Source organism: Micromonospora sp. Mcm103, assembly GCF_024519755.1.
GTDB lineage: Bacteria > Actinomycetota > Actinomycetes > Mycobacteriales > Micromonosporaceae > Micromonospora > Micromonospora aurantiaca.
In genome coordinates, this window is record NZ_JALJRJ010000015.1 from 1 (window position 1) to 24979 (window position 24979).

Sequence of the window (24979 nt, forward strand, 5' to 3'; positions counted from 1 at the left end):
GCGTCGGCGGCCAGCCAGCCGGCGAGCTGCGCCGACTCGGCGAGCGCGGGCAGTAACGCGCGCCGGCCGGCGGGCCCGGCGCGCCGGTAGCCGCGGACCGCGTGCCGCAGCCGGCGGGCGCCGTACCCGGCGAGGTCGCCGCCGCCGAGCAGGTCGTCCCAGCGCCGCAGCGTGGCGAGCGTCACCCGGTCCGCCGGGTGACCACGGCCGGCGGGCTCGTCCGGCCCGCGCGGGACGCCGAGCGACAAGGCCTCGTCCGCCGGCGTGCCCCCGTCGTCCCGCCCGGGACGGCCGTGCCGCGGCGGCGCGGCGGCGAACGGACCGGCCGGCGTGCGGCCGCCCGGGTCGGCCGCCCAGCGGTACGCGAGCGTGAGCAGGGCCAGCCGGGCCCGGGAGCCGGCCGGGTCGACCACCGCGGGCGCCACGCCCAGCCGGCGGCTGCGGGCGGCGGCCCCGGCCAGCACCTCGCCCGGCACCCGCAGGACAGTCGCCAGCCAGGCGGACCAGAAGTCGCCGGGAAGCCGCAGCTGGCGCTCCCAGCGGGACACCTCGTTGCGGGTCAGCGTGGGCACGCCGGAGGCGGCGCAGAGCTCGTCGGCCAGCCGCTGCTGGCTCCAGCCACGGGCGGCCCGCAACTCGGCCAGCAGCGGCCCGAGCAGGCGCGTGGCCGGCGGCGGGGACGGGATCATCGGAACCTCCGGGGCGACGGCGCGGATGGCGACGCGGACGCCCGGCCAGGTGGTGGCGCCGGTGCGTCGCCGTCGTGGCGACCCCCGCGCGGGCCCCCGGAACGGCCGTCGGCCGCCCCACCGCGCTGCCGCATTTCTACCCCCGGGGTACGACGTCGCGCCGGGACAGGTGTTCGCGGGCTGGGAAGATTCCCGGTGCGGCGTGCCGTCCCGGTTACAGTCGGTCCGTGGCGCTCGGTCTTCCCTCGGTCCTTCCCAATCCCCAGCCGGCCATCGGGGAGCTGATCCGTGACGGCCGCCCCACGTTCTCCTTCGAGTTCTTCCCGCCGAAGACCCCGGCCGGGGAGAAGCTGCTCTGGCAGGCCATCCGCGAGCTGGAGTCGCTGCGGCCCTCGTTCGTGTCGATCACCTACGGCGCGGGCGGCTCGACCCGCGACACCACGGTGGCGGTGACCGAACGCATCGCCACCGAGACGACGCTGCTGCCGATGGCGCACCTGACCGCGGTGAACCACTCGGTCGCCGAGCTGCGGCACGTGATCGGCCGGCTGGCCTCGGTCGGGGTCCGCAACGTGCTGGCCGTGCGGGGCGACCCGCCGGGCGACCCGGGCGGCGAGTGGATCGCCCACCCCGAGGGCGTCCGGTACGCCGAGGACCTGGTCCGGCTGGTCCGCGACAGCGGCGACTTCAGCGTCGGCGTGGCCGCGTTCCCGTACAAGCACCCGCGCTCGCCGGACGTGGCCAGCGACACCGCGCACTTCGTCCGCAAGTGCCGGGCCGGCGCGGAGTTCGCCATCACCCAGATGTTCTTCGACGCCGACGAGTACCTGCGCCTGCGCGACCGGGTCGCCGCCGCCGGCTGCGACACCCCGATCCTGGCCGGCGTGATGCCGGTGACCCAGATCGGCACCATCGAACGCTCGGTGCAGCTGTCCGGCGCGCCGTTCCCGCCCGCCCTGGCGCAGCGGTTCGAGCGGGTGGCCGACGACCCGGAGGCGGTCCGCCGACTCGGCGTCGAACAGGCGGGCGAGATGTGCGAGAAGCTGCTCGACGAGGGCGTGCCGGGGATCCACTTCATCACCCTCAACCGGTCCACCGCGACCCGGGAGGTGTGGCAGCGGCTGCGCGCCGCCGCGCGGGTGTGACCACCCGCCACACGACACCCGCGCCGTGCTTCTACGGTTGATCCGTGGTGGGCACACAGCTGAACTGGGACCAGTACGCGACCGCGTGGGCGCGGCTGCACGGCGGCTTCGATCCGCGTACCGCCGCGCCGGTGGTGCGCGCCTGGCTGCGCTTCGCCTACCACGTGGGCTACGTGCTGGGCCGGCTGCGCGTCGGCCCCACCCCGGTGACCGTGTTCGGGGTGCTGCTCTGCTTCTGCGTACCCCTGTTCGTGGAGCGGCCCGGCAACGGGCCGTTCCTGGGCGCGTTGTTCGTGCTGCTGGCGGCCGTGGCCGACAGCGTGGACGGCGCGGTGGCGGTCGCGACCGGCCGCACCACCCGGCTGGGCTACGTGTACGACTCGGTCGCCGACCGGCTCGGCGAGGTGGCCTGGCTGGTTGCGTTCTGGCTGCTCGGCGCGCCGGGCGCGCTGGTCGCGGCGGCCGGTGGGCTGTCCTGGCTGCACGAGTACGTGCGGGCGCGCGCGGTCTCGGCGGGGATGCGGGAGATCGGCGCGGTGACGGTGGGGGAGCGGCCCACCCGGGTCTGCGTGGCGCTGGTCGGGCTGCTGGTCGCCGGGCTCACCGGGCTGATCGACGCCGACCTGACCGCCGGCACGATCACCATGGCCACCACGGTCTGGGTGCTGCTCGCCGGGTTCGGCCTCGGTCAGTTGCTCTCCGCCGTCCGCCGCGCCCTGGTCGACGCCGGCTGACCGCCGCGCGCCCGTGCGGCGGTCGGCGACACCTCACCAGGCCGGGCCGACCGCCTCGGCGACGATCTCCGCGGACAACGTCACCATGGGCAGCCCGCCGCCCGGGTGACTGGAGCCGCCGACCAGCCAGAGCCCGGCCACCGGCCCCCGGTTGGCCGGGCGCAGCAGCCCGCCCGCGGTGCCGTAGATCGCCCCGCCCGGCGCGCCGGTGGCCGCGTCCAGGTCGGCCGGGGTGCGGATCTCCCGGAACACCAGCCGGTCCCGCACGTCGGCACCGCGCTCGGCCAGCACGTCGAGGATCCGGTCCGCGTACGCCTCGGCCAGGCCCGGCCGCCGCCAGTCCACAGCGCTCGCGGCGGTCCCGTGGCGGGGCGCGTTGACGAGCACGAACCACGCCTCGTGGCCGTCCGGGCGGACCGCCGGGTCGTCGGCGGCGGTGACGAACACGGTCGGGTCGGGCGCCGGGCGGGCCCGTACCCCGCGACCCGGGTCGCCGAACACGGCGTCGAACTCGGCGTCGTAGTCGCGGGGGAAGAACACGGTGTGGTGGGCCAGCCCGGAGTCGCCGCGTACGCCCAGCAGCAGCACGAACCCGGCCAGGCTGCGGTCGGCGAGCGCGGCCAGCCGGCGCGGGTCGGGCAGCAGGTCCCGGTAGAGGGTGAGCGCGTCCACGTTCGCCACCACCACGTCGGCGGGCACCGGCGCGGCGGACCCGGCCACGCGTACCCCGTGCACCCGCCCGCCCGCGGCGTCGATCCGGGTGACCGTGGCGTCGGTGCGTACCACCACACCCAGGTCCAGGCAGCGCGACAGCAGCGCGTCGGCGAGCGTGCCCAGCCCGCCGCGCAGGTACCAGCCGCCGTACGCCAACTCGGCGTAGGGGACGGCGACGAGCGCGGCCGGGGCGCGGCGCGGGTCGGCGCCGGTGTACGTGGCGTACCGGTCCAGCAGCATCCGCATCCGCGGGTCGGACAGGTGGCGGCGGCCCAGCCCGCGCAGACTGCGGCCGGGGCCGATGGCGGCCAGGTCGCCCAGCCGCCAGGCCAGCGCCGCCAGGTCACGGGGCGAGTCGACGGTACGGCGCAGGATGTCCCGGTGCGAGGCCGCCCACACCCGGTCCGCGCGCCGCCACAGCCCGCGCCAGTCGGCGGCGGACCGGTCCCCGAACGCGGCGCCGATCCGGGCGGCGAACTCGTCCGGGTCGGCGCAGGAGTCGAGCGTGGGCCCGCCCCCGGGGAAGACGTGCCGCACGATCGGGTCCAGCGGGACCAGGTCGAGGTATTCGTCGAGCTTCGCCCCGGTCGCCTCGAACAGGTCGTGGAAGACCTGCGGCAGGGTGAACAGGCTCGGCCCGGTGTCGAAGTGCCACACCCCCTCCGGGGTGTGGTGGGCGTACCGGCCGAGCTTCCCCCCGACCGTGCCGGCCCGTTCGAGGACGGTGACCTCGTGCCCGGTGACCGCGAGCCGGGCGGCGGTGGCTAGCCCGCCCACCCCGGCGCCGATGACCACGATGCGCGCCATGGCGTGCCCCTCCTAGGTGACCGGGCGACCCCGCCAGGTGAGCCGGTGTCGCTTCCGCAGATGGTACGACCGGACGGTCAGCCAACCGAGGACCACGACCGACACGGGGTGGCCCAGCGCGTCGGGCCACGCCCGTCCGCCGGTCGCGCGGGCGCTGACCACCCGCCCGGCGACGCCGGCCAGGTAGGCCAGGAACGCCACCGCGGCCACCGCCGGCGCGCCGGCGAGCAGCGCCCCGAGAGCCAGCAGCGGCGGCGCGACGTAGAGCGCGACCAGCAGCGCCAGCACGGCCGCCGCGGCGGCGGGGTGCCCGAACGTCGCCCACAGCGACTTCGTGTAGCCGTCGCGCAGCTGCGGCCAGGTGTCGTACATCCGGCAGGACGCCAGCCGGGACCCGTCGGCCAGCGCGATCCGCCCGCCGGCCCGCTTCACCGCCCGGGCCAGCTCGATGTCCTCCAGCACCTTGTCGGCCACCGCCGCGTGCCCGCCGGCCCGCAGGTAGCCGGCCCGGTCCACGACCAGGAACTGCCCGCCCGCCGCGGCCAGCGACGGCCGCCGTGAGCGTTCCATCGCGCGCAGCGGCAGGAACGTCAGCCACAACCACTGCAGCAACGGCTGCACCAGCCGGTCGGCCGCCGTCCGCACCACGATCCGGGGGTACGGCGACAGCAGCGCCGCGTCGGCCGCGCGCAACTCGGTCACCGCCGCCGCCACCGCGTACGGGGTGAGCACCACGTCCGCGTCGACGAAGGCCAGCACCGCCGGTTCCGGGCCGGTACGGGTGGCGAGCTGCCAGCAGGCGTGCGGCTTGCCCAGCCAGCCCGGCGGCGGGGCGACGCCGGTGAGCAGCGTGAGGCGGGGATCGTCGCCTGCCACCGCGCGGACCACGTCGGCGGTGCCGTCGGTCGAGCCGTCGTCGAGCACCACGATCCGCAGGTCCGGTACGCCGCGCTGGGCCAGCAGCGCGCGCAGGCACGGGGTGACCCGCTCGGCCTCGTCGCGCAGCGGCAGCAGCACCGCCACCGGCTCGGTCACCTCGGCCGGGCCGGCGCCGGGGCGGCGCAGCCAGGCGTACGCGTTGACCAGCGTGTGCCCGGTCAGCGCGGCGACCGCCACGGCCAGCGCGAGGACGGCGATCATGCCGGGGCGTCGACGCGCGGCGCCGGCTCCGGCGTGCCGGCCCGGTCCCGCCGGCGGGCCCGCCACAGCGTCACCGCCAGCGGCACCGCCGCCACCGCCATCCCGGCCGCGCCCCACAGCGCCGACGCCGGCAGCCGCAGGAACACCGCGTGCGCCAGCACGCTGGAGGCGTACGTCCAGAGGTAGAGCGCGAACATCGGGGCGTCCCGGCCGTCGACCCGGTCCACCGACGGGCCGGCGAGCGGGCGCAGCGCGACGGCGAGCAGTACCGCGAAGCCCAGCCAGCCCAGGTAGTTGCTGACCGGGATGCCGGGTAGCCCGGGCAGCGCCGGGGTGGCGTCGAGCCAGGTCCAGTAGCCCTCGGCCACCATCTGCGGGTCGAGGAACAGGTCCCAGGCGGCCAGCCCGACCGCCGAGAGCGCGATCCGGGCGACCCGGGAGCGGACCAGCCGGACCGCGGTGAGCCACGCCGGCCAGGCCATCCAGGTCCAGGCGAGCGGGATGATCAGCGGCACCCCGGCCAGCTTCGGGCCCAGCTCGCCGGAGTAGTCGTAGCTGCCGAACGGGAACCCGGTGGCCACACCGATCGCCTCCACCGCGAACCCGCCGCCGGTGACGACAGCGACCAGCGCGACGGCGGTACGGACGCCCCGGGTGAGCAGCGCGTGGCCGACCGAGAGCAGCCAGCCGAGCACCACTGTGGCCACCGTGAGCCCGGCCCGGGTCGCGCCGCCGGTGAGCGGGTAGCAGATCTGGGCGAGCACCAGCACGGCCAGCAGCGCCCAGGGCAGCCGCCCCCTCATGAAGCGTCCGGCGGGGGCAGCGGCAGGTCCCGGCCGAGCACGCCGAACGGCCGCTCGTCACCGGGGAAGTGGAAGTGCCGCAGGACGTCGACGAAGCCGAACCGGCGGTACAGCCGCCAGGCCCGGGACTTCTCCTCGTCGGCCTCCGGCGTGGACAGCAGCGTGGTGTCGCCCTCGGCCACGGCGAGCAGTGCGCGCAACTGGCGTGCGCCCAGGCCGTGCCCCTGCGCGGGCGGCCGGACGTGCAGCTCCACCACCTCGAACGGGTGGGCCAGCCAGCGTTGCCGGTCCTGCGCGTTCAGCGCCCGGTGCACCTGGTCGTGCCACCACTGCCCGGTGGCGCCCCGGTAGCCGTACCCGAAACCGGCCAGGTGTCCCTCGCTGGTCAGGCTGGCGACGGCGCGGAAGCCGGGCCGTCGCACGTGGGTGGCGATGTAGCCGCGGCGGGCCTCCAGCAGGTCGGGCCGGTAGCCCATCGCCTCGCCGTAGACGGCCACCACGTCGTCCAGCCGCCGGACCAGGTCGTCCGGTGTCCACCGCACCAGCCTCATGCGTACCCTCTCGATGTTTCCGGGTCGCCTTCGGCGGCGGCCCAGCCCAGCACCGTACGGTCGCCGACCACGTCGCCCACCGCGAACCGCGCGAACAGTTCCTCCGCGTACCAGCCCTCGGTGGGGGTACGGGTGATCGCGGCGCGGTGCTCCGGGGAACGGTACGCGAACGCGACCAGGTCCGCCGGATCGCGCCACACGCTCACCGTGCCCTGCCAGCCCAGCGGCGCCTCGCCGACGCCGAACCGGGCGAGCAGGCCGGGCGCGGCGTGCAGCTCGGCGGCGACCGGCGGGATCGCCCGCCAGAACGTGGCCGCGCGGCGGGCCCGCAACCGGGCCCGGGTCAGCGCCAGCACCGGCCCGGTGACCCGTCCGCCGGCCGGCGCGCCGAACGGCTCCCGGCCGGACCACCGGCCGCGGCTGGTCAGCGGGCGCAGATCGACCCGTACCGCGGCGTCGGCGATCCGGGCCCAGGAACGGGCGACCGGGGAGGTGTCGAACCCGGCCGCGTCGGCGGGGGAGTCCCACACCACGAGCGCGGCCCACCGGGTCAGGTCGGCGTCGCCGGGGCCGAAGCCGGTGCCGGTCCCGGTGCCGAGCAGCTTGGCGAAGCGGACCCCCGGCAGCCGGCGCAGCCGCGCCGGGTGGGTGGCCATCCGGCCCAGCACACCGGGTACGGCCCGGCGGGGCACACGCCACACGTGCAGCGTGACGAGTCCGGGGTTCACGCCACCTCTGCCGGGGTGCCGGCGGTGATCCGCAGCAGTTCCGCGTACGTGGTGGGGAACACCGCCCGGGGTACGCCGCCGGCGGCCCACACCTCGTCGTACCCGGCCAGGGCGGTGTCCACGACGGTGCGCAGCGGCGCGGGGTGGCCGACCGGTGCGACGCCGCCGATCACCTGCCCGGTGTGCCGTTTGACGAACTCCGGGGTGGCCCGGCGCAGGTGGGTCACGCCCAGCCCGGCGGCCAGCCCGGCGGTGTCCACCCGGTGCGCGCCGGAGGTGAGCACCAGCAGCGGCGCGTCGTCCGCGTCGAAGATCAGCGAGTTGGCGATGGCGCCGACGGCGACACCGAGCGCCTCGGCCGCCGCGGCGGCGGTGTGCACCGCGTCGGGCAGCAGTCGGACGAGGCTGGCCTCGCCCGATCCGTTCCGCGCGCCCGCGTCGTCGAGCGCGCGCTGCACCGCCTGCACGTTCGGGTGTGGCTGCATGCACCCATTCTTCCCCCACCTCGCGACGGCCCCGCCGGGGGCCGTCGCCCTCCCGTGCGTCCCCGGCGCGTCACACGTTGCGTTTTCGTCGGAGGGGAGGTGTACTGTCAGGGTAGTTAGAACGAGTGTTCGATTGCGGCTCGACGTCAGGTTCGGCTTGAACGGCAAGCGGCTCAGCTCCCCGGCTGGCCCGGCCTGATCCGAGCCGGTCGCGCACTCGTCGAACGCTCCGGAAGCGGTGTTTCGCGGCACCGGCTTCCGGGAGGTGCGGCACCGCGGGCCGCACCGGGTCTCGGACAGTCGCGAGTCCGGGCCCGTCAGGCAGGTCGTCGCCCGCCGCCCACGACCCCCGGGCGGCGGGCGACGGACCCGCCGGCACGCCGGCCGGGTGTGGGTGTGGGGAAGCGTCCACATCCGGCCGGCCGCCACCAAGGTGCGTCTTCCTCCGCACCGACCGCTCCGGGCGACCGGGCGACGTCCACCGTCGCGCGACCGCCCGCCCCGGCCACACGCGGAGGAGAGACCCATGCCGACCAGTCCGGCCCAGGCGCCCACGGTGCCCGCGCACGTGCTGCCGCACCGCACCCCCGCCCAGTTGCTCGCGGTGGCCCGCGACGGGCTGGCCGAGGCCGCCCGCACCCGACCCGACGGCCTCCGGTACGCCGCCGCCCATCTCGCGGCGCTGCGCGCCGCCGCCGCCGTGCTCGCCGCCCGGGCCCGCCCCGCGCCCACCCGCCGGCACCGGATCACCAGCGTCTGGGTGCTGCTCGCCACCGTCGCCCCCGAGCTGGACGAGTGGGCCGCCTACTTCGCCGCCGGCGCGAGCAAACGGGCCGCCGCCGAGGCCGGCATCCCCCGCGTGGTCACCGCCCGCGAGGCCGACGACCTGCTGCGCGCCGCCGAGGAGTTCGTGACGGTGGTGGAGACCGCGCTCGGCCTGGCCCACCAGCCGGCGCTCGACGGCCTGCCCCGCCCGCTGCGGCTCGGCGCCTCCGACTCCCCGCCGTCGCGGCCCGGAGCGGCCGCCGCCTGATTCGTGGCGCCCGGCCACCACCGGCGGGACCCCGGGTGGCCGGGCGCCGCACCCACGGCACACGCGTGCCGCGCACGACACGATCCACAGCACCATCCACGGGCGAGCCCGTGGCGAAACACGACGGGGGGTTGGTCCGATGGCGGGCCGCATGGTGGTCGGTTCCGCCGCCCTGGCCGATCTGGTCCGTCCGGCGAGCGCGCCCGACCCGGCCGGCGGCCACCGGGTGCTGCCCGTGCGGGCCGAGCTGACCGGGCTGCTGCCCAACCGCGGTCTGCGGCGTGGCAGCACCGTCGCGGTCGGCGCCGGCCAGCCCCGGCGCAGCGGCGCCACCTCGCTGATCATCGCGCTGCTCGCCGAGGCGTCCCGGGCCGGCTCGTGGTGCGCGGTGGTCGGCGTACCCACCTTCGGGGCCGCCGCCGCCGCCGAGGCGGGCATCGCCCTGGAGCGGCTGGCCCTGGTGCCCGACCCCGGGCCGGAGTGGCCCACAGTGGTCGCCGCGCTCATCGACGGGGTCGACGTGGTGGTCACCGCCGTGCCGGCCACCGTCTCCGCCTCGGTCGCCACCCGGCTGGCCGCCCGTGCCCGGCAGCGCGGAAGCGTCCTGGTCCCGTACGGGCGGTGGGACGGCGCGGACGTCACGCTCCAGGTGGTCCGGGGCGTCTGGCAGGGGCTCGGCGCCGGTCGCGGGCGGCTGCGCCGCCGCGAGGTGACCGTCTCGGCCCGGGGCCGGGGCGCCGCCGCCCGCCCCAAGGAGATCAAGGTGTGGCTGCCCGGCGACGAGCTGACCCGGGTGATCCCCCGCTCGGCGGGGCTCGGCGTCCCGTCCGCCGCGCCGTCGCGCCGGCTGCGCGTGGTCGCCCCACCCGCCCGTACGCTCGCCGCGGCCGGTCCGGCGTGAGCGGCGAACCGCAGCGGACGCTGCTGCTCTGGTGCCCGGACTGGCCGGTCCTCGCCGCCGAGATCGTCGACGGGGTGCCCGCCACCGACCCGGTCGTGGTGCTGCACGCCAACCGGGTGATCGCCTGCTCCGAGCGGGCCCGCGCCGAGGGCATCCGGCGCGGGCTGCGCCGCCGCGAGGCGCAGGGGCGCTGCCCGCACCTGACGGTGGTCGACCACGACCCCGGGCGGGACGTACGCGCGTTCGAGCCGGTGGTGGCCGCCGTGGAGGAGGTGGTCGCCGGCGTCGAGGTGATCCGGCCCGGCGCCTGCGCCACGGCGGCCCGGGGGCCGAGCCGCTACCTCGGCGGCGAGGAGGCGGCGGCCGAGCGGATCGTGGAGCACGTCGCGCAGAGCTGCGCGGTGGAGAGCCAGGCCGGCATCGCCGACGGGGTGTTCGCGGCCGGGCTGGCCGCCCGGGAGGGCCGGATCGTGGCCCCCGGCGGCACCCGCGAGTTCCTGGCCGCCCGGCCGGTCGAGGCGCTCGGCCGGCCCGCGCTGGCCGACCTGCTGCGCCGGCTCGGCGTCCGCACCCTCGGCGACTTCGCGGCGCTGCCCGCCGGGGACGTGCTGGCCCGGTTCGGTTTCGACGGGGCGCTGGCGCACCGGCTCGCTGGTGGCCGCGACGACCGTCCGCTGGCGGTCCGGCAGCCGCCCGCCGACCTGACCGTCACCGCCGACTACGACGAGCCGGTCGACCGGGTCGACGCCGCCGCGTTCGCCGCCCGCATGCTCGCCGAGCGGCTGCACGAGCGGCTGGCCGGGTACGGCCTTGCCTGCACCCGCCTCGGCATCGAGGCGGTCACCGCCCACGGCCAGGAACTGCACCGGGTCTGGCGGCACGACGGCCTGCTCACCGCCGCGGCCGTCGCCGACCGGGTCCGCTGGCAGCTCGACGGCTGGCTCTCCGGCAGCAACGGCCGGGGCGGGACGCGTCCGGCCCGGCCCACCGCCGGGATCGTCCGGTTGCGACTGGTGCCCGACGGGGTGCTCGCCCAGGCGGGCCTGCAACCCGGGCTGTGGGGGGAGACCGGTGAGGAGCGGGAGCGGGCGCACCGGGCGCTGAGCCGGGTGCAGGGCATCCTCGGCCCCGAGGCGGTGGTCACCGCCGTGCTCGGCGGCGGGCGGTCCCCGGCCGACCAGGTACGCCTCGTGCCGTGGGGCGACGAGCGGGCGCCCGCCCGCCCCGGCCCGCCACCCCTGCCGTCACCGGCTCCGGCGTCCCCGGCTCCGGCCGCGTCGCCGTCCCCGGCTGTCGGGGCCGCTCCGGGTGCCGCGTCCGCCTCGGTCGTCGTACCGGCTTCGGGTGTGCGTGCCGGGCGGCGGGCCGGGCGGGGCCGGGCGGTGGCCGAGCCGCCGTGGCCGGGCCGGATCCCGCCACCGTCACCGGCCGTGATCCTGCCCGCCCCGCTGCCGGCTGACGTGCGTGACGCGGCCGGGGAGCCGGTCGTGGTGAGCGCGCGGCTGGCGGTCAGCGCGGCGCCGGCCCGGCTCACCGTCGGCGACGGCCGCCCGGCCGAGATCACCGGCTGGACCGGTCCGTGGCCGGTGGACGAGCGCTGGTGGGCGCCGGCCGAGGCGCGCCGCCGGGCCCGGTTCCAGGTGAGCCTGGCCGACGGTGCCGCCCTGCTGCTCGCGGTCGAGGGCGGGCAGTGGCTGGTGGAGGCGATCTATGACTGAGTGCCGGGGAAGATCTTGGAATGAAAGCGCCCCTCCAGGGGCCGTTTCGTACCAACATCTCGGGCGGCCGGGTGCAGGGCGAGGCGGGCGCGGGTGAGCTTCCACAACCCGAAGATGCCCTGGTCGAAGCTGGAGCAGGTGCTCTCCGGCCGGGGCGGGGGTGAGCGGCACCTGCACGTGGTCGACCCGCTCGCGGTCGACGCCGACGGCGGCGACTCACCGGCCTGGAGCCGCAAGCGCCAGGAATACCGGCCGCCGGAGCTGGCCCGCCCGGACGGCGTGGTGCCCTACGCGGAGCTGCACGCGCACTCCAACTTCAGCTTCCTCGACGGGGCCAGCCACCCGGAGGAACTGGCCGAGGAAGCGGCCCGGCTCGGGCTGACCGCGCTCGCCGTCACCGACCACGACGGCTTCTACGGCGTGGTGCGCTTCGCCGAGGCGGCCCGCGCGCTGCGGCTGCCGACGATCTTCGGCGCGGAGCTGTCCCTCGGGCTGCCCGGCCCGCAGAACGGCGAGCCCGACCCGCTCGGCCGGCACCTGCTGGTGCTCGCGCACGGCCACGAGGGGTACGCGCGCCTGGCCGCCACCATCTCCCGGGCCCAGCTGCGCGGCGGGGAGAAGGGCCGCCCGGTCTACGGCGAGCTGGAGGAGATCGCCGCCGAGCTGCGGGACCACGTGCTGGTGCTGACCGGCTGCCGCAAGGGGCACGTGCCCGCGGCGCTGCTCACCGAGGGCGTCGACGCGGCCGCCCGGGAACTGGACCGGCTCACCGCGCTGTTCGGCGCGGAGACGGTGGCGGTGGAGCTGACCGACCACGGCCACCCGGTCGACGCCGACCGCAACGACGCGCTCGCCGACCTGGCCGCCGCGGCCGGGCTGCCCACCGTCGCCACGAACAACGTGCACTACGCCACCCCGGGACGGCGGCGGCTGGCCACCACAGTCGCCGCGGTCCGGGCCCGGCGCAGCCTCGACGAGATCGACGGCTGGCTGCCCGCCGCGGCCACCGCCCACCTGCGCAGCGGCGCGGAGATGGCGGCGCGGTTCGCCGCGTACCCGGGCGCTGTGGCACGGGCCGCCGAGTACGGCGCGGAACTCGCCTTCGACCTTCAGCTCGTGGCGCCGCAGCTGCCCGCGTACCCGGTGCCGCCCGGGCACACCGAGATGAGCTGGCTGCGCCGGCTGACCATGGACGGCGCCCGCGAGCGCTACGGCCCGCCCGAGGCGCACCCGGAGGCGTACGCGCAGCTGGAACACGAGCTGCGGATGATCGAAGACCTCGGTTTCCCCGGCTACTTCCTGGTGGTCTACGACATCGTCGCGTTCTGCCGCGCGCAGGACATCTACTGCCAGGGCCGGGGGTCGGCGGCCAACTCGGCGGTCTGCTACGCGCTGCGCATCACCAACGTGGACGCGGTCCGGCACCGGCTGCTGTTCGAACGGTTCCTCGCCCCGGAACGCGACGGCCCGCCCGACATCGACGTGGACATCGAGTCCGACCGCCGGGAGGAGGTGATCCAGCACGTCTACGCCCGCTACGGCCGGGAGCACACCGCCCAGGTCGCCAACGTCATCTCGTACCGGCCCCGGTCGGCGGTGCGGGACGTGGCGAAGGCGTTCGGCTTCTCACCCGGCCAGCAGGACGCCTGGAGCAAGCAGATCGACAGGTGGGGTTCGGTCGCCGCGGTCGACGTGGCGGACATCCCGGAGCAGGTGGTCGCGTACGCCAACGAGCTGCAGACCTTCCCCCGGCACCTGGGCATCCACTCCGGCGGCATGGTGATCTGCGACCGGCCGGTGATCGAGGTGTGCCCGGTGGAGTGGGGCCGGATGCCCGGCCGCAGCGTGCTCCAGTGGGACAAGGACGACTGCGCCGCCGTCGGCCTGGTCAAGTTCGACCTGCTCGGTCTCGGCATGCTCTCGGCGCTGCACTACGGCTACGACCTGATCGGCTCCCGGCTCGACCTGGGCGACATGACGCTGGACGACCCCGAGGTCTACGACATGCTCTGCCGGGCCGACTCGGTGGGGGTGTTCCAGGTGGAGAGCCGCGCCCAGATGGCCACGCTGCCCCGGCTCAAGCCGCGCGAGTTCTACGACCTGGTGGTGGAGGTGGCGCTGATCCGGCCCGGCCCGATCCAGGGCGGCTCGGTGCACCCGTACATCAGGCGCAAGAACGGCCAGGAGCCGGTCACGTACGCGCACCCGCTGATGCGCAACGCGCTGGAGAAGACGCTCGGCGTACCGCTGTTCCAGGAGCAGCTCATGCAGCTCGCCATCGACCTGGCCGGGTTCGACGCGGCCGGCGCCGACCAGCTGCGCCGGGCCATGGGGGCGAAGCGGTCGGTGGAGCGGATGGCGCAGATCGCCGACCGGCTCTACGCCGGGATGGCCGAGCGGGGCATCAGCGGCGAACTGGCCGACGACGTCTACCGCAAGCTCACCGCGTTCGCCAGCTACGGCTTCCCGGAGAGCCACGCGATGAGCTTCGCCTACCTGGTGTACGCCAGCTCGTGGCTCAAGCGCTACCACCCCGGCCCGTTCCTGGCCGCGCTGCTGAACGCCCAGCCGATGGGCTTCTACTCGCCGCAGACGCTCACCGACGACGCCCGCCGGCACGGCGTCGAGGTACGCCGGCCGGACATCAACGCCAGCGGCGCCAAGGCGGTGCTGGAGTCCACCCCGGAGACCCGGTGGGGCAGCGTGCCGGGCGAGCCGCCGCACGCCTGGGGACTGGGCGGCCCGGCGGTACGGCTCGGGCTGGGCAGCGTCCGTACCCTCGGCGAGGACGTGGCCGAGCGGATCGAGGCGGAACGCGCCGCGCACGGGCCGTACCGGGACATGCCGGACCTGGCCCGCCGCGTCGGTCTCACCGCCGCGCAGCTGGAGGCGCTGGCCACCGCCGACGCGTTCGCCTGTTTCGGGCTGACCCGGCGGCAGGCCCTCTGGGCCGCCGGCGCGGCGGCCCAGGACCGGCCCGGCCGGCTGCCCGGCACGGTGACCGGCGCGGACCCGCCCACCCTGCCCGGCATGGCCGCGGTGGACCGCCTGGTCGCCGACGTCTGGGCCACCGGCCTGTCCCCGGAGAGCCACCCGGCCCGGTTCATCCGGGACCGCCTCGACGAACTGGGCGCGGTGCCGATCGCCCGCCTCGGCCAGGTGCCACCCGGGCAGCGGATCCGGGTCGGCGGGATCGTCACTCACCGGCAGCGCCCGGCGACCGCCGGCGGCGTCACGTTCCTCAACCTGGAGGACGAGACCGGGATGCTCAATGTCACTTGCTCCCCGGGGTTGTGGCAGAGATACCGTCGAGTCGCCCGCACCAGCGGAGCACTCGTGGTGCGGGGCCGGCTGCAGCGGCACGAGGGCGTCACGAACCTCACCGCGGACCGGCTGGACGCGATCGAGCCCCCCGTCACACCGGCATCCAGGGATTTCCGTTGATGGAGTGATCCACATTACGGTTTCTCCGAGCCGGAGGCGGGAGACTCCCGACGCGGGTGGGCAGAGTGGCCCACCCGGGGTATGGGGGATGAACCGATGACCTTTCACCGCACTAACGCCGGTGGCGTGGCGAACGCCCGACGGACCCGCCTCGGCGCCGACTGGGCACCCACCCACGAGGCCGAGCCGCGGGAATACCAGGTGACCGACGGCCCGGTGGCCAACCACCAGCGTTCCCGCGCCGAGGACGACCCCGCCGGCGGCGGCGAGTCCTGAACCCGGGCCGGGGGGTGACTAGGCTCGGCGCGTGGAGCAGATCCGAACCCTCACCCCCCGCACCGCCGTCATCTGGTCGGTGCTCCGGGCCGAGCTGGACCGGCGGGCCGGCGAACGACTCTCCGTGCTCGACGTCGGCGGCGGGACCGGCGGCTTCGCCGTCCCGCTCGCCGAGGCCGGTCACCGGGTCACAGTGGTCGACGCCAGCCCCGACGCGCTCGCCGCGCTGACCCGCCGGGCCGCCGAGGCCGGGGTCGCCGATCGGGTACGCGCGACGCAGGGCGACGCCGACGCGCTCACCGGACTCGTCGAACCGGCCACCGTGGACCTGGTGCTCTGCCACTCCGTCCTCGAGGTGGTCGACGACCCGGAACCGGTGATGTCCGCGCTGGTCACCGCGTTGCGGCCGGGTGGCGCGGCGAGCGTACTCGTCGCCGGCCGGGCCGCCGCCGTGTTCGGCCGGGCGATGAACGGGCAACTGGACGCCGCCGCCGCGCTCGCCGCCGACCCGCACGGCACCACCGGCGGCCGGGACACGCTGCGCCGCCGCTACGACGCCGCCGACGCGAGCGCGCTGCTCACCACCGCCGGCCTCGTCGTGGAGGAGATCCACGGGGTACGGGTGCTCGCCGACCTTCTTCCGGCCGCGGTGGCCGACGGCCAGCAGGCCGCCCTGGTGGAGCTGGAGCGCGCCCTCGCCGCCCGGTCCCCGTACCGCGATCTCGCCGCCCAGCTGCACCTGTTCGCCCGCCGCCCGGCATGACCGGCCCGGTTCCCGATCCGGCTCCCGGCCCGGCTCCCGGCCCGCTGGACCGGGTGGCGCCGCGCTACGACGGCGGCGCCCTGACCGACGTGCTGCCCAGCGCGCTGGCGCTGCTCGGCGTACCGGGCGCGACCGACCGGCTCGGCCTGGCCCCGCGCCTGGCCGGGGTACGCCGGATCGCGGTGCTGCTCGTCGACGGCCTCGGCTGGTACCAGATCCCCACCGCCGCCCCGTACGCCCCGACGCTCGCCGGCCTGGCCGCCACCGCCGGCCGGCCGCTCACCACCGGCTTCCCGTCCACCACCCCGACCAGCCTGGTCAGCCTCGGCACCGGCACCGGGTCCGGCGCGCACGGCGTGCTCGGCTTCACGGTCCGGGTGCCCGGCACCGACCGGGTGCTCAACCACGTCGACTGGGCCGGCGACCCCGATCCGGCGAGCTGGCAGCCGGTGCCCACCTGGTACCAGCGGGCACGCGCCGCCGGGGTCGCGGTGACGGTGGTCAGCCGTCCCGAGTTCGCCGGCAGCGGCCTCACACTCGCCGCCAACCGGGGCGGCGACTACCGGGGCGCAGCAGGCGTTGACGCGCTCGCCGCCCGGATGCTGGCGGCGCTGGCCGCCGGGAACGGGCCCGCACTGGTCTCCGGCTACCACCCCGACCTGGACCGGCACGGGCACCTCAGCGGCGTCGACTCCGCGCCCTGGCGGACCGCCGCCACGGAGGTGGACGTCCTGCTGGCCCGGCTCGTCGACGGGCTGCCGCCGGACGCCGCGTTGCTGGTCACCGCCGACCACGGCCAGCTCGACGTGCCCGCCGGGCACCGCATCGACCTGGACACCGACCCCCGGCTGCTGGCCGGGGTGCGGGTGGTCGCCGGTGAGCCCCGGGTCCGCTACCTGCACGTCGAGCCGGGCGCCGAGGCCGACGTGGTGGCCGCCTGGACCGAGGTGCTGGGCCCGGCCGCGCAGGTGCTGACCCGCGCCGAGGCGGTGGCGACCGGCTGGTTCGGGCCGGTGCCCGAGGCACACCTGACCCGCATCGGCGACGTGGTGGTGGTCTGCCGGGACACGTACGCGGTGGTCGCCACGCGCTCCGAACCGCCGATGGCGTCGCGGCTGGTGGCGTACCACGGCGCGGACACCGCCGCCGAGATGACAGTCCCGCTGCTGGTGATCCGGGGCTGACCCCGCTTCGTCCGTGCTGGTGCGCTGGTGGCCGCGGGCCCGGGTCGGCCCCGCCTCGTGCGGGGTCGGCGGGCGGTGGGGTTGTCGGACCGGCGGGCTAGCCTGCTGGCATGGGCCGCAGCCAGTCGTTGCCCCGAGGCGGTGACCCCCGCTTCGGGCCGGACGCCGACGACACCGGCTGCACCATCCTGCACGTCGACATGGACGCGTTCTACGCCTCCGTGGAGGTGCGCCGCCGCCCCGAGTTGCGCGGCCGGCCGGTGGTGGTGGGCGGCGTCGGCCCGCGCGGCGTGGTCAGCTCCGCCAGCTACGAGGCCCGGCGGTACGGCGTCCGCAGCGCCATGCCCACCGCCCGTGCCCGCGCGCTGTGCCCCGGCGCGGTCTACCTCCCGCCCGACTTCACCGCCTACACCGAGGCGTCGCGGGCGGTCATGCGGATCTTCCGGGACGTCACGCCGCTGGTCGAGCCGCTGTCGCTGGACGAGGCGTTCCTCGACGTGGCGGGCGCCCGACGGCTGTTCGGCCGGCCCGCCGACATCGCCGCGCTGATCCGCCGCCGGGTCGCCGAGGAGCAACAGCTGACCTGTTCGGTGGGCGTGGGGCCGAGCAAGTTCGTGGCGAAGCTCGGCTCCACCCGGGCCAAACCCGACGGCCTGCTCGTGGTCCCGGCCGCCCAGGTGCTGGAGTTCCTGCACCCGCTGCCGGTGTCCGCGCTGTGGGGCGTGGGGGAGCGCTCGGCGGACGCGCTGCGCCGCCTCGGCCTGCGCACCGTACGCGACCTCGCCGAAGCGCCGGCCGGCCTGCTGCGCCGGGCCGTGGGCGAGGCGTCCGCCGCCCACCTGCACGAGTTGGCCTGGGGGCGTGACCCGCGCGGCGTCACGCCCGAACAGGTGGAGAAGTCGATCGGCGCGGAGGTCACGTTCGACATCGACGTGACCGACCCGGACGAGATCCGGCGGTCCCTGCTCGCGCTCGCCGACAAGGCCGGCGCTCGGCTGCGGGCGGCCGGGCAGGTGGGCCGTACGGTGTCGCTCAAGGTCCGTTTCGCCGACTTCCGGACGATCAGCCGCTCCCGCACCCTCGCCGTGCCCACCGACACCGCCCGGGAGATGTTCGACACGGCCTGGGCGCTGTGGGGCGCGCTCGCCCCGGGCGAGCCGGTTCGGCTGGTCGGGGTCCGGATGGAAGGTCTCGCCCCCGCCGGGGAGACCCCGCAGCAGCTCACCCTCGGTGCGCCCGAGCGCGGCTGGCGCGAGGCGGAGGCGGCGGCCGACGCGGCGGCCGCCCGATTCGGGCGGTCCGTCATAGGTCCGGCCAGTCTTCTCGGCCGTCGTGATACACGACAAGTCGAAAAACCGACCCGGCCGTAGGTCGTCCCGCTTTCCGACGCGCGGGGGCCCTCGTAGACTTGCGGGTAAGCAGCCGGTTGGCTGCCACGGTCTGTCGGCCCGCCCGGGCCGACCAACGTGACCGGGGAGGAGTGCCGTGCCGCTCTCGGAGCACGAGCAGCGGCTGTTCGAGCAGATCGAGCGGTCGCTTGCCGAGGACCCCAAGTTCGCCTCGGCCGTGCGCGCCAGCGACCCGCGTTTCCACGCGCGGCGTCGCGTGCTCGTCGCTGCCGGCGTGGTCGTCGCTGGTCTGGCCCTGTTGATCTACGGTGCCGTGATCAAGATTCCCGCGGTGGCCGTGGCGGGTTTCGTCGTCATGCTGGCCTCGTTGGGCTACGCGGTGCAGTCGCACCGCCGATCCCAGTCGCCCGACCTGCACGTGGTCGGCGGCACAACGAGCCGGCGTCGTCCCCGTGGCCGCAGTGGTGGTGGTCGCCGGGGCTCCTTCCTCGATCGGATGGAGGACCGCTGGCGGCAGCGCCCGGAGGGCCACCGCTGACCGCGTCCCGCCCCTGACCCGGGGCGGGAAACCGGCGGTGCCTCCGTAACAGGCTGGCGAGCGCCGCCGGGGTGCCCTGCTGCCGGTCGCCGGGCAGCGCGGGCGAGGGCCCGGCCTCAGTCGTGCCCGCGATCGACCCCACCGTCCACTCACTGCCCCGCCACTCGGCGCCGCCCCCGGCGGTCCGCCTCGTATGCGCACCGCCGGGCGCCTCCGTCAGCACGTGATGCCCGGATCGTCCCGCACGTGAGCGTGTGTGCACCGTGCCCGGATCGCCCCGCGCGTGGGCGTGCGCACCGTGCCCGGATCGCCCCGCACGTGAGCGTGTGTGCACCGTGCCCGGGTCGCCCCGCGCGTGGGCGTGTGCACCGTGCCCGGGGTCGCGGCAGAGCAGCTCCCCGTCGTGCCCAAGCCTCCCCGCCTCAGCGCCACGCCAAGCGCCTCCTCGCGCCCGCCAGCAGGCGCCACACCCGCCCTCACCCGCGATCTTGCACTTTCGGCCCGAGCGGTGCCCCGAATGTCCCCTTCGCCCGGGCGCAAACTGCAAGATCGTCGAGGCCGGGCCGGGCCGGGCCGGGCCGGGCCGGGGCGGTGCGGGGCGGGGCGGGGCGGGGCGGGGCGCCCAGCTCGCCTGATCAGCCGTGCTCGCCCGGCAGGCGGGATTCGCTGCCCGTATCCCGGGAGCCGCCGTAGATCTTGGTACGAAAGGGCCCTTATGGGGGCCGTTTCGTACCAAGATCTCGTGCGTGTCCGGCCAGGAGCGGTGATCAAGGAGTTTGTGTCTTCAGCGGGCTGGGTTTGGACACAAACTCCTTGATCGACGCCGAAGGGCGGCGGGCCGCGCGGGAGGGGGCGGGGCGGGCGGGTGGGTCAGCGGGTGGGACGGTGGGCCAGGAGGCGGCGCGGGCTCCAGCGGGTCATGTGCTGCCGGACCTGACCGCTCGCGGTCACCACCATTGCCGACCGCTCGGCCAGGGCGGTACGCCAACGCTGCAGCACCGACGGGGGCAGCAGCGCGGCCAGCAGCCGGGTACGGCGGTCCGCGCCCGCCGCCAGCGCGCCCCGGACCGTGCGCAGCGCCGGCTGCAACTCCGCGTCGGTCAGCGGGTCACGCGCGTAACGGGCGCGCTCCTCGGCGCGGCCGAGCAGGCGTACCCCGGTCACGGCGTCGCCCTTCTCGGCGAGTGCCTCCCGGGCCAGCCGTTCGGCGGTGGCCCGGGGGGTCTCCGTGCGGTCCACCCGGACGTGGAAGTCGACGAGCGTGTCGAGCAGCTCGTCCCAGGCGGCGTGCGCGTCGGCGCGGGCCGCCTCGGCGTCCACGCCGACGACGACCGGCCGCGTCTCGCCGCGCTGGCCCGGCACCGGCAGCGCGGTGGCCGCGGGCGGGACCGCCCGGACGCGCCGGCGTCGGCGCAGCGCGGAGCGGCGCAGGGCCGGTACGGCGAGCAGCGCCAGCAGCGCCAGCGCACCGGCCAGCCACCACGGCCAGACAGGGCTCTCCTCGGCCGGGCCGCCCTGGTTCAGCGTCAGGCCCTGGTCGGTGTCCTTGTCCAGCCGGTCCGCCTCGTTCGGCCCGGCCGACGGGCCGGCCGCGTCGGGAGCGCTGGTGCTGCCGGCCGACGGGGTGACCTCCTCGGGGGCGTCGATGTCCGGCGCCCAGGCCGAGCGGACCGAGCCCGTCACGGCCGCCGCCGGGGTGGCGTCGAACGGCACCCAGCCGATCCCGCTGAAGTTGACCTCGGTCCAGGCGTGCAGGTTGCGGTTGGTCAGCACGTACGTGCTGCCGTCGGCGTTGCCGCCGTTGGTGAACCCGACGGCCACCCGGGCCGGGATACCGGCGGCCCGGACCAGCCAGGCCATCGCCGCCGCGTACTGCTGGCAGTAGCCGACCTTGGTGGCGAGGAAGTCGGTGATGTCCTCCCCGCTGCTGCCGTTGCGGGTGGACAGCGCGTAGGTGAAGCCGTTCTCCACGGAGAAGTAGTCGTAGATCGCCCGGACCTTGTCGTAGTCGTTCGACTTGCCCTTCACCAGCTGCGCGACCAGTTCCTCGACGGCCGGGACGGACGGCCGCTCGGTCTGCTGCCGCATCACCGGGCTGTCCGAGGGCAGCGACGGGGCCGCGCGCAGCGCCGCCGGGCTGAAGGTGGACCGTACGTAGTCGAACGAGTAGCTCTTGCCGCGGGCGTTTTCCCGGTTGGAGAAGACGACCTGCTGGTTCGGGTCGTACAGCCAGTTGCCGTTGAGGTCGTCGGTGTTGACCGGCTCGGCGTAGACCGGCAGCAACGGCATGTTGAGGTTCTTCGTCACCTCGACCGTGGCGCGGTAGCGCTGCTGCTCGACACCGCGCGTGGCGCGTTCCCCCGGGTCGGGCAGCGGGCGGGTGACCGGCCGCCCGGTAGGCACGCGTGCCTGGAAGCCGCTCGGCCGCAGGTCGTCCACCACGCCCAGGCGCAGGTAGAACGGGGTGGTCTCGTTGGTACTGACCTTGACCAGCTCGACTTCCTCGTTCTGGTTGAGCTGGCCGCTGAGCGCCGCGAACAGGTCGACCCGGCCCGAGCTGCCGCCCTGGCCCGGGCGCCCGTTGCCTTCGCCGGGCCCGGCGCCGACGTTGTTCAGCAGCCCGCCGGTCATCCCGGGCACTGCGAGCGGCAGCGCCACCGCCACGATCACGCCGACCACGGCGAGCCGCCGTCCGGCCGCGGCGAGCGGGGACGCCTCCCAGACGTCCACGTCACGGCCCTCGCCGGTGAACCGGCGGCCGAACCGGCGTACCCGGTCGACGTTGTCGGTGACCAGCAGCCAGAGGTAACCGGCGGCGCCGACCACGAACGGGGTGGCCGGGACGCTGTCCACGTAGACCGCGACCGGCACCGAGTAGATGGCGAGCATCGGCAGACCGGCCAGCGCCGGGCGGCGCAACCCGACCGCGAGCACGTCCACCACCACCGCGACCGCGCCGATGCCGAGCACCGCGAGGAACAGCAGCGAGTCGACGTCCGGCACCTTCACGCCGTACGAGCGCATGTCCTGCAACGACGTCTGGAGCAGGTCGCCGAAGTGGGCGAACGTGGCCGGGGTCGGCACGAACGCGAGCAGTTCGGTGCCGCCGGGGAAGACCCAGGTCAGGCCCAGGGTCAGCCCGCCCAGCATGGCCAGTACCTGCCCCCACAGCGGGAACCGGCCCAGCCGGCTCAACGCGGCCGCGCCAGCCACCACGGCGACCACGACGGCGGCCTGGATCAGCCAGGTCCAGCGTTCGAAGATCGCCGACAGGGGGGCCGCCGCCAGCAGTGTCGCCGCCGCGGCGACGAACCCGATGTTGCGGTGCGGGGTCACAGGGGGATCCTTCCCGTCATCGTCGTCCGCCGGCCACCGTCTCGGCCATGGCGGCCCGCAGCGCGAAGCCCTGCGAGCCCCGTCCGGCCTGCGGCCACAGCATCGGCAGCCGGGTGCCGTGCTCCACCCCGATGACCCGCCAGCCGCTCTGCAGCAGCGTGAGCGCGGCGGCGCCGTGTGCCCGCTCCGCCTCGGCCCGGGCGTTCGGTGGCAGGTTGAGCCAGGTGTTGCTGTCGAGCAGGAACGCCACGCAGGTGGCGCCGTTGCCGCGCAGCCCGGCCAGCAGTTCCGCCTCGGCGGTGCCGAGCGTGCCGAGCAGCGCGATGATCAGACCGCCGTCGGCCCGCTGCCGGACCTGCTGCACGAGCGTGGTGATCTCGCCGCGCCGGTCCAGGTGCACGTCGGCGAGGTGGTCGAGCAGCAGTCCCTCGCCGCCCGCCTCGGTGGCGCCGACGTCGGCGCCGTTGCCGGTGACCAGCCGCAGCTTGTAGCCGGCCTCGCGCAGGTGCACGGCGATGCTGGCGGCGGCCGAGACCGCCCACTCGAAGCTGGCCGTCGGGCCCTCGCCCCGGTGCCCGCCGGCACGGGTGTCGAGCACCACCGTGGCGCGGCTCTCCCACGGCTGCTCCTCGCGGCGCACCATCAGCTCACCGGTGCGGGCGGTGGACTTCCAGTGCACCCGGCGCAGGTCGTCGCCCCTCCGGTACTCCCGGGTGGCGGCGTCGTCCTCGCCGTGCACCGCCACCGACCGGGCCCGGCTGTCGCCGCTGCCGGCGTACTCACCTGGTAGCCGGACCGACGGCAGCGGGGTGACCTGCGGGATCACCGTGAGGTGGTCGGTGCTGGGGAACGACCGGGTCAGCTCGCACAGGCCGAACGGGTCGGTCAGCCGGATCACCAGCGGCCCCACCTCGTAGCGGCCGCGCACGTCCGCGCGGACCGTGTACGCCACGGAGCTGGCCTGGTGCGCGCCGAGCCGCTCCAGCACCACCCGGGGCCGGCTGCCCAGCGCGTACGGCAGGCGGTCCTCCAGCAGCAGCGTGCCGGTGGGCAGGCGGGACAGGTTCTGCAGCCGCAGCACCACGCGGGAGCTGGCCCCGACCGGCACCCGGTGCGGCTCCAGCGACCTGTTGCAGGCCAGCTTGTACCGGCTGCGCCCGACGTACGCGGCGGCCAGCAGCGGCAGCACGGCGAGCAGGACCGCCACCCGGAGCAGGTCCTTCTCGCCCAGGATGCCGGCGGAGATCGCCGCGGCCACCGCGGCCGCCAGGAAGGAGCGGCCGCGGGTGGTCAGCCCACGCAGGCCGTCGCGCACGTCACGGCCTCCGCGGCTCGTACGGCCCGCGGCCGTTGTTGCCGCCGCCGGGGCGGGTGTCGTACGGCGAGCGCTGCCGGTCGTGCGGGAGCGGCAGGCGGTGCACCAGCTCGGAGACGATCGCGTCGGTGGTGCGCCGGGCCAGCTGCGCGTCCGCGGTCGGGATGATCCGGTGCGCCAGCACCGGCACCGCGAGGACCTGGAGGTCGTCCGGCAGGACGTAGTCGCGGCCCTCCAGGGCGGCCACCGCGCGGGCGGTGCGCAGCAGCTGGAGCGTGGCCCGCGGGGACGCGCCCAGGCGCAGGTCGGGCGCCTCCCGGGTGGCGGTGACCAGGTCGATCGCGTACTGCTTGACGGCGTCGGCGACGTGTACCTGCCGGACGTGGCCGATCAGCCGGCGGACGGTGGCCGCGTCGGAGACCGGCCGCAGCCCGGGCAGCGGGTCGGTGGCGCCGTGCCCGTCGAGCATGGCCAGCTCGGCGCGCGGGTCCGGGTAGCCCATGGCGATGCGGGCGGTGAACCGGTCGCGCTGCGCCTCGGGCAGCGGGTAGGTGCCCTCCATCTCGATCGGGTTCTGCGTCGCGATCACCATGAACGGCGTTTGCAACTGGTAGGTGACCCCGTCGACGGTGACCTGCCGCTCCTCCATGCACTCCAGCAGCGCCGACTGGGTCTTCGGCGAGGCCCGGTTGATCTCGTCGCCGACCACCAGGTTGGCGAAGACCGCGCCGGGGCGGAACTCGAAGTCGTGCGTCTCCTGGTTGTAGACGCTGACACCGGTGACGTCGCTGGGAAGCAGGTCGGGGGTGAACTGGATCCGCCGGACCGAGCAGTCGATGGACCGGGCCATCGCCTTGGCGAGCTTGGTCTTGCCGACGCCGGGCACGTCCTCGATGAGCAGGTGGCCCTCGGCCAGCAGCACCGCCAGGGCGAGCCGGACGGTGGCGGTCTTGCCCTCGATGACCTGCTCGATGTTGGCCACGATGGCCTCGCTGGCGGCGCGGAACTCGTCGTGCGGCAGCAGACCGCCCACCTCGTCCCAGGTCTGTTGTGTCACGGGCCTCCTCCTCGTCGCCTGGACGGCAGCTCTTTATAGAGCACCTGGACCCGCCGTTGGGTTCGCGACGCCGAGCCTCGTCTGCCGCAGAAATCTCATTGGTATCTCAGGCTAACCATGTTTGTCGTTACTGCCGACTCCCGCAGGTGGTCGGTCGGTTACGCCCGGAATATTCGCCGGACCGGGGGACCGGCCGCCGCGGGTGGAACGGGCGCGCCGCCACCGAGGGGTGCGAGGTACACTGCCTGCATGGCCGGGTTCTTCCTGCT

The 24979-nt window shown here is 75.9% G+C and carries 21 protein-coding genes; 11 read left to right on the forward strand and 10 right to left on the reverse strand.

Features of this window, described 5'->3' with window-relative positions; all coding sequences use genetic code 11:
• On the reverse strand, positions 1-689 hold a 689-nt coding region (locus OC439_RS18850; protein WP_262014569.1), incomplete at its 3' end, for a helix-turn-helix domain-containing protein.
• A gap of 227 nt (positions 690-916) precedes the next feature.
• Here OC439_RS18850 and metF point away from each other — a divergent pair.
• Positions 917-1834 (forward strand): methylenetetrahydrofolate reductase [NAD(P)H], encoded by a 918-nt coding sequence (gene metF, locus OC439_RS18855; protein WP_262014570.1) that lies wholly within the window; start codon positions 917-919, stop codon positions 1832-1834.
• 44 nt (positions 1835-1878) lie between these two features.
• Positions 1879-2568: a CDP-alcohol phosphatidyltransferase family protein gene (locus OC439_RS18860; RefSeq protein ID WP_013287633.1), complete on the forward strand. Its 690-nt coding sequence runs from the start codon at positions 1879-1881 to the stop codon at positions 2566-2568.
• A gap of 33 nt (positions 2569-2601) precedes the next feature.
• On the opposite strand, the gene OC439_RS18865 is transcribed toward OC439_RS18860, so the two are convergent.
• Genes OC439_RS18865 through OC439_RS18890 form a run of 6 tightly spaced genes read right to left on the reverse strand, consistent with a single transcriptional unit; the run spans position 2602 to position 7796 of the window.
• Entirely contained in the window at positions 2602-4089 is a 1488-nt protein-coding gene (locus OC439_RS18865) for a phytoene desaturase family protein (protein WP_262014571.1), read from the reverse strand.
• A gap of 12 nt (positions 4090-4101) precedes the next feature.
• On the reverse strand, positions 4102-5229 hold the full coding sequence (locus OC439_RS18870; protein WP_262014572.1) for a glycosyltransferase: 1128 nt from the start codon (positions 5227-5229) through the stop codon (positions 4102-4104).
• The gene (locus OC439_RS18875; protein WP_262014573.1) at positions 5226-6032 is read right to left on the reverse strand and encodes a carotenoid biosynthesis protein; all 807 of its coding nucleotides are present in this window, start codon (positions 6030-6032) and stop codon (positions 5226-5228) included. Before OC439_RS18875 ends, OC439_RS18870 begins: the two co-directional genes overlap by 4 nt.
• Positions 6029-6583: a GNAT family N-acetyltransferase gene (locus OC439_RS18880; RefSeq protein ID WP_262014574.1), complete on the reverse strand. Its 555-nt coding sequence runs from the start codon at positions 6581-6583 to the stop codon at positions 6029-6031. The genes OC439_RS18875 and OC439_RS18880 overlap by 4 nt, the downstream gene beginning before the upstream one ends.
• Positions 6580-7311 (reverse strand): monooxygenase, encoded by a 732-nt coding sequence (locus OC439_RS18885; protein ID WP_262014575.1) that lies wholly within the window; start codon positions 7309-7311, stop codon positions 6580-6582. The genes OC439_RS18880 and OC439_RS18885 overlap by 4 nt, the downstream gene beginning before the upstream one ends.
• A complete protein-coding gene (locus OC439_RS18890) occupies positions 7308-7796 on the reverse strand; it encodes a YbaK/EbsC family protein (RefSeq protein WP_262014576.1) in 489 nt (162 codons plus the stop codon). Before OC439_RS18890 ends, OC439_RS18885 begins: the two co-directional genes overlap by 4 nt.
• Before the next feature lie 526 nt (positions 7797-8322).
• Between OC439_RS18890 and OC439_RS18895 the strand changes: the two genes are divergently transcribed.
• The 9 genes from OC439_RS18895 to OC439_RS18935 all read left to right on the forward strand — a co-directional run bounded on the left by OC439_RS18895 (position 8323) and on the right by OC439_RS18935 (position 19002).
• Entirely contained in the window at positions 8323-8829 is a 507-nt protein-coding gene (locus OC439_RS18895) for an SAV_6107 family HEPN domain-containing protein (RefSeq protein ID WP_262014577.1), read from the forward strand.
• 139 nt (positions 8830-8968) lie between these two features.
• Positions 8969-9730: a hypothetical protein gene (locus OC439_RS18900; protein WP_262014578.1), complete on the forward strand. Its 762-nt coding sequence runs from the start codon at positions 8969-8971 to the stop codon at positions 9728-9730.
• Complete coding sequence (locus OC439_RS18905; RefSeq protein WP_262014579.1) at positions 9727-11448, forward strand: DNA polymerase Y family protein; 1722 nt, start codon at positions 9727-9729, stop codon at positions 11446-11448. The genes OC439_RS18900 and OC439_RS18905 overlap by 4 nt, the downstream gene beginning before the upstream one ends.
• Before the next feature lie 93 nt (positions 11449-11541).
• On the forward strand, positions 11542-14892 hold the full coding sequence (locus OC439_RS18910) for an error-prone DNA polymerase (RefSeq protein WP_262014580.1): 3351 nt from the start codon (positions 11542-11544) through the stop codon (positions 14890-14892).
• 96 nt (positions 14893-14988) lie between these two features.
• On the forward strand, positions 14989-15168 hold the full coding sequence (locus OC439_RS18915; protein WP_013287622.1) for a hypothetical protein: 180 nt from the start codon (positions 14989-14991) through the stop codon (positions 15166-15168).
• Between the two features lie 31 nt (positions 15169-15199).
• Complete coding sequence (locus OC439_RS18920; RefSeq protein ID WP_262014581.1) at positions 15200-15931, forward strand: methyltransferase domain-containing protein; 732 nt, start codon at positions 15200-15202, stop codon at positions 15929-15931.
• A complete protein-coding gene (locus OC439_RS18925; protein ID WP_262014582.1) occupies positions 15928-17115 on the forward strand; it encodes an alkaline phosphatase family protein in 1188 nt (395 codons plus the stop codon). The genes OC439_RS18920 and OC439_RS18925 overlap by 4 nt, the downstream gene beginning before the upstream one ends.
• Before the next feature lie 110 nt (positions 17116-17225).
• The gene (locus OC439_RS18930; protein WP_262014583.1) at positions 17226-18485 is read left to right on the forward strand and encodes a DNA polymerase IV; all 1260 of its coding nucleotides are present in this window, start codon (positions 17226-17228) and stop codon (positions 18483-18485) included.
• Between the two features lie 115 nt (positions 18486-18600).
• Positions 18601-19002 carry a DUF3040 domain-containing protein gene (locus OC439_RS18935; RefSeq protein ID WP_128139017.1) on the forward strand — a complete coding sequence of 134 codons (402 nt, stop codon included), beginning with the start codon at positions 18601-18603 and terminating at the stop codon, positions 19000-19002.
• An 870-nt stretch (positions 19003-19872) separates the two neighbouring features.
• On the opposite strand, the gene OC439_RS18940 is transcribed toward OC439_RS18935, so the two are convergent.
• Genes OC439_RS18940 through OC439_RS18950 form a run of 3 tightly spaced genes read right to left on the reverse strand, consistent with a single transcriptional unit; the run spans position 19873 to position 24710 of the window.
• Complete coding sequence (locus OC439_RS18940) at positions 19873-22338, reverse strand: DUF3488 and DUF4129 domain-containing transglutaminase family protein (protein ID WP_262014584.1); 2466 nt, start codon at positions 22336-22338, stop codon at positions 19873-19875.
• A 16-nt stretch (positions 22339-22354) separates the two neighbouring features.
• Positions 22355-23653 carry a DUF58 domain-containing protein gene (locus OC439_RS18945; protein WP_262014585.1) on the reverse strand — a complete coding sequence of 433 codons (1299 nt, stop codon included), beginning with the start codon at positions 23651-23653 and terminating at the stop codon, positions 22355-22357.
• Position 23654: 1 nt separating this feature from the next.
• Entirely contained in the window at positions 23655-24710 is a 1056-nt protein-coding gene (locus OC439_RS18950) for an AAA family ATPase (protein ID WP_013287615.1), read from the reverse strand.
• Between the last annotated feature and the right edge of the window lie 269 nt (positions 24711-24979).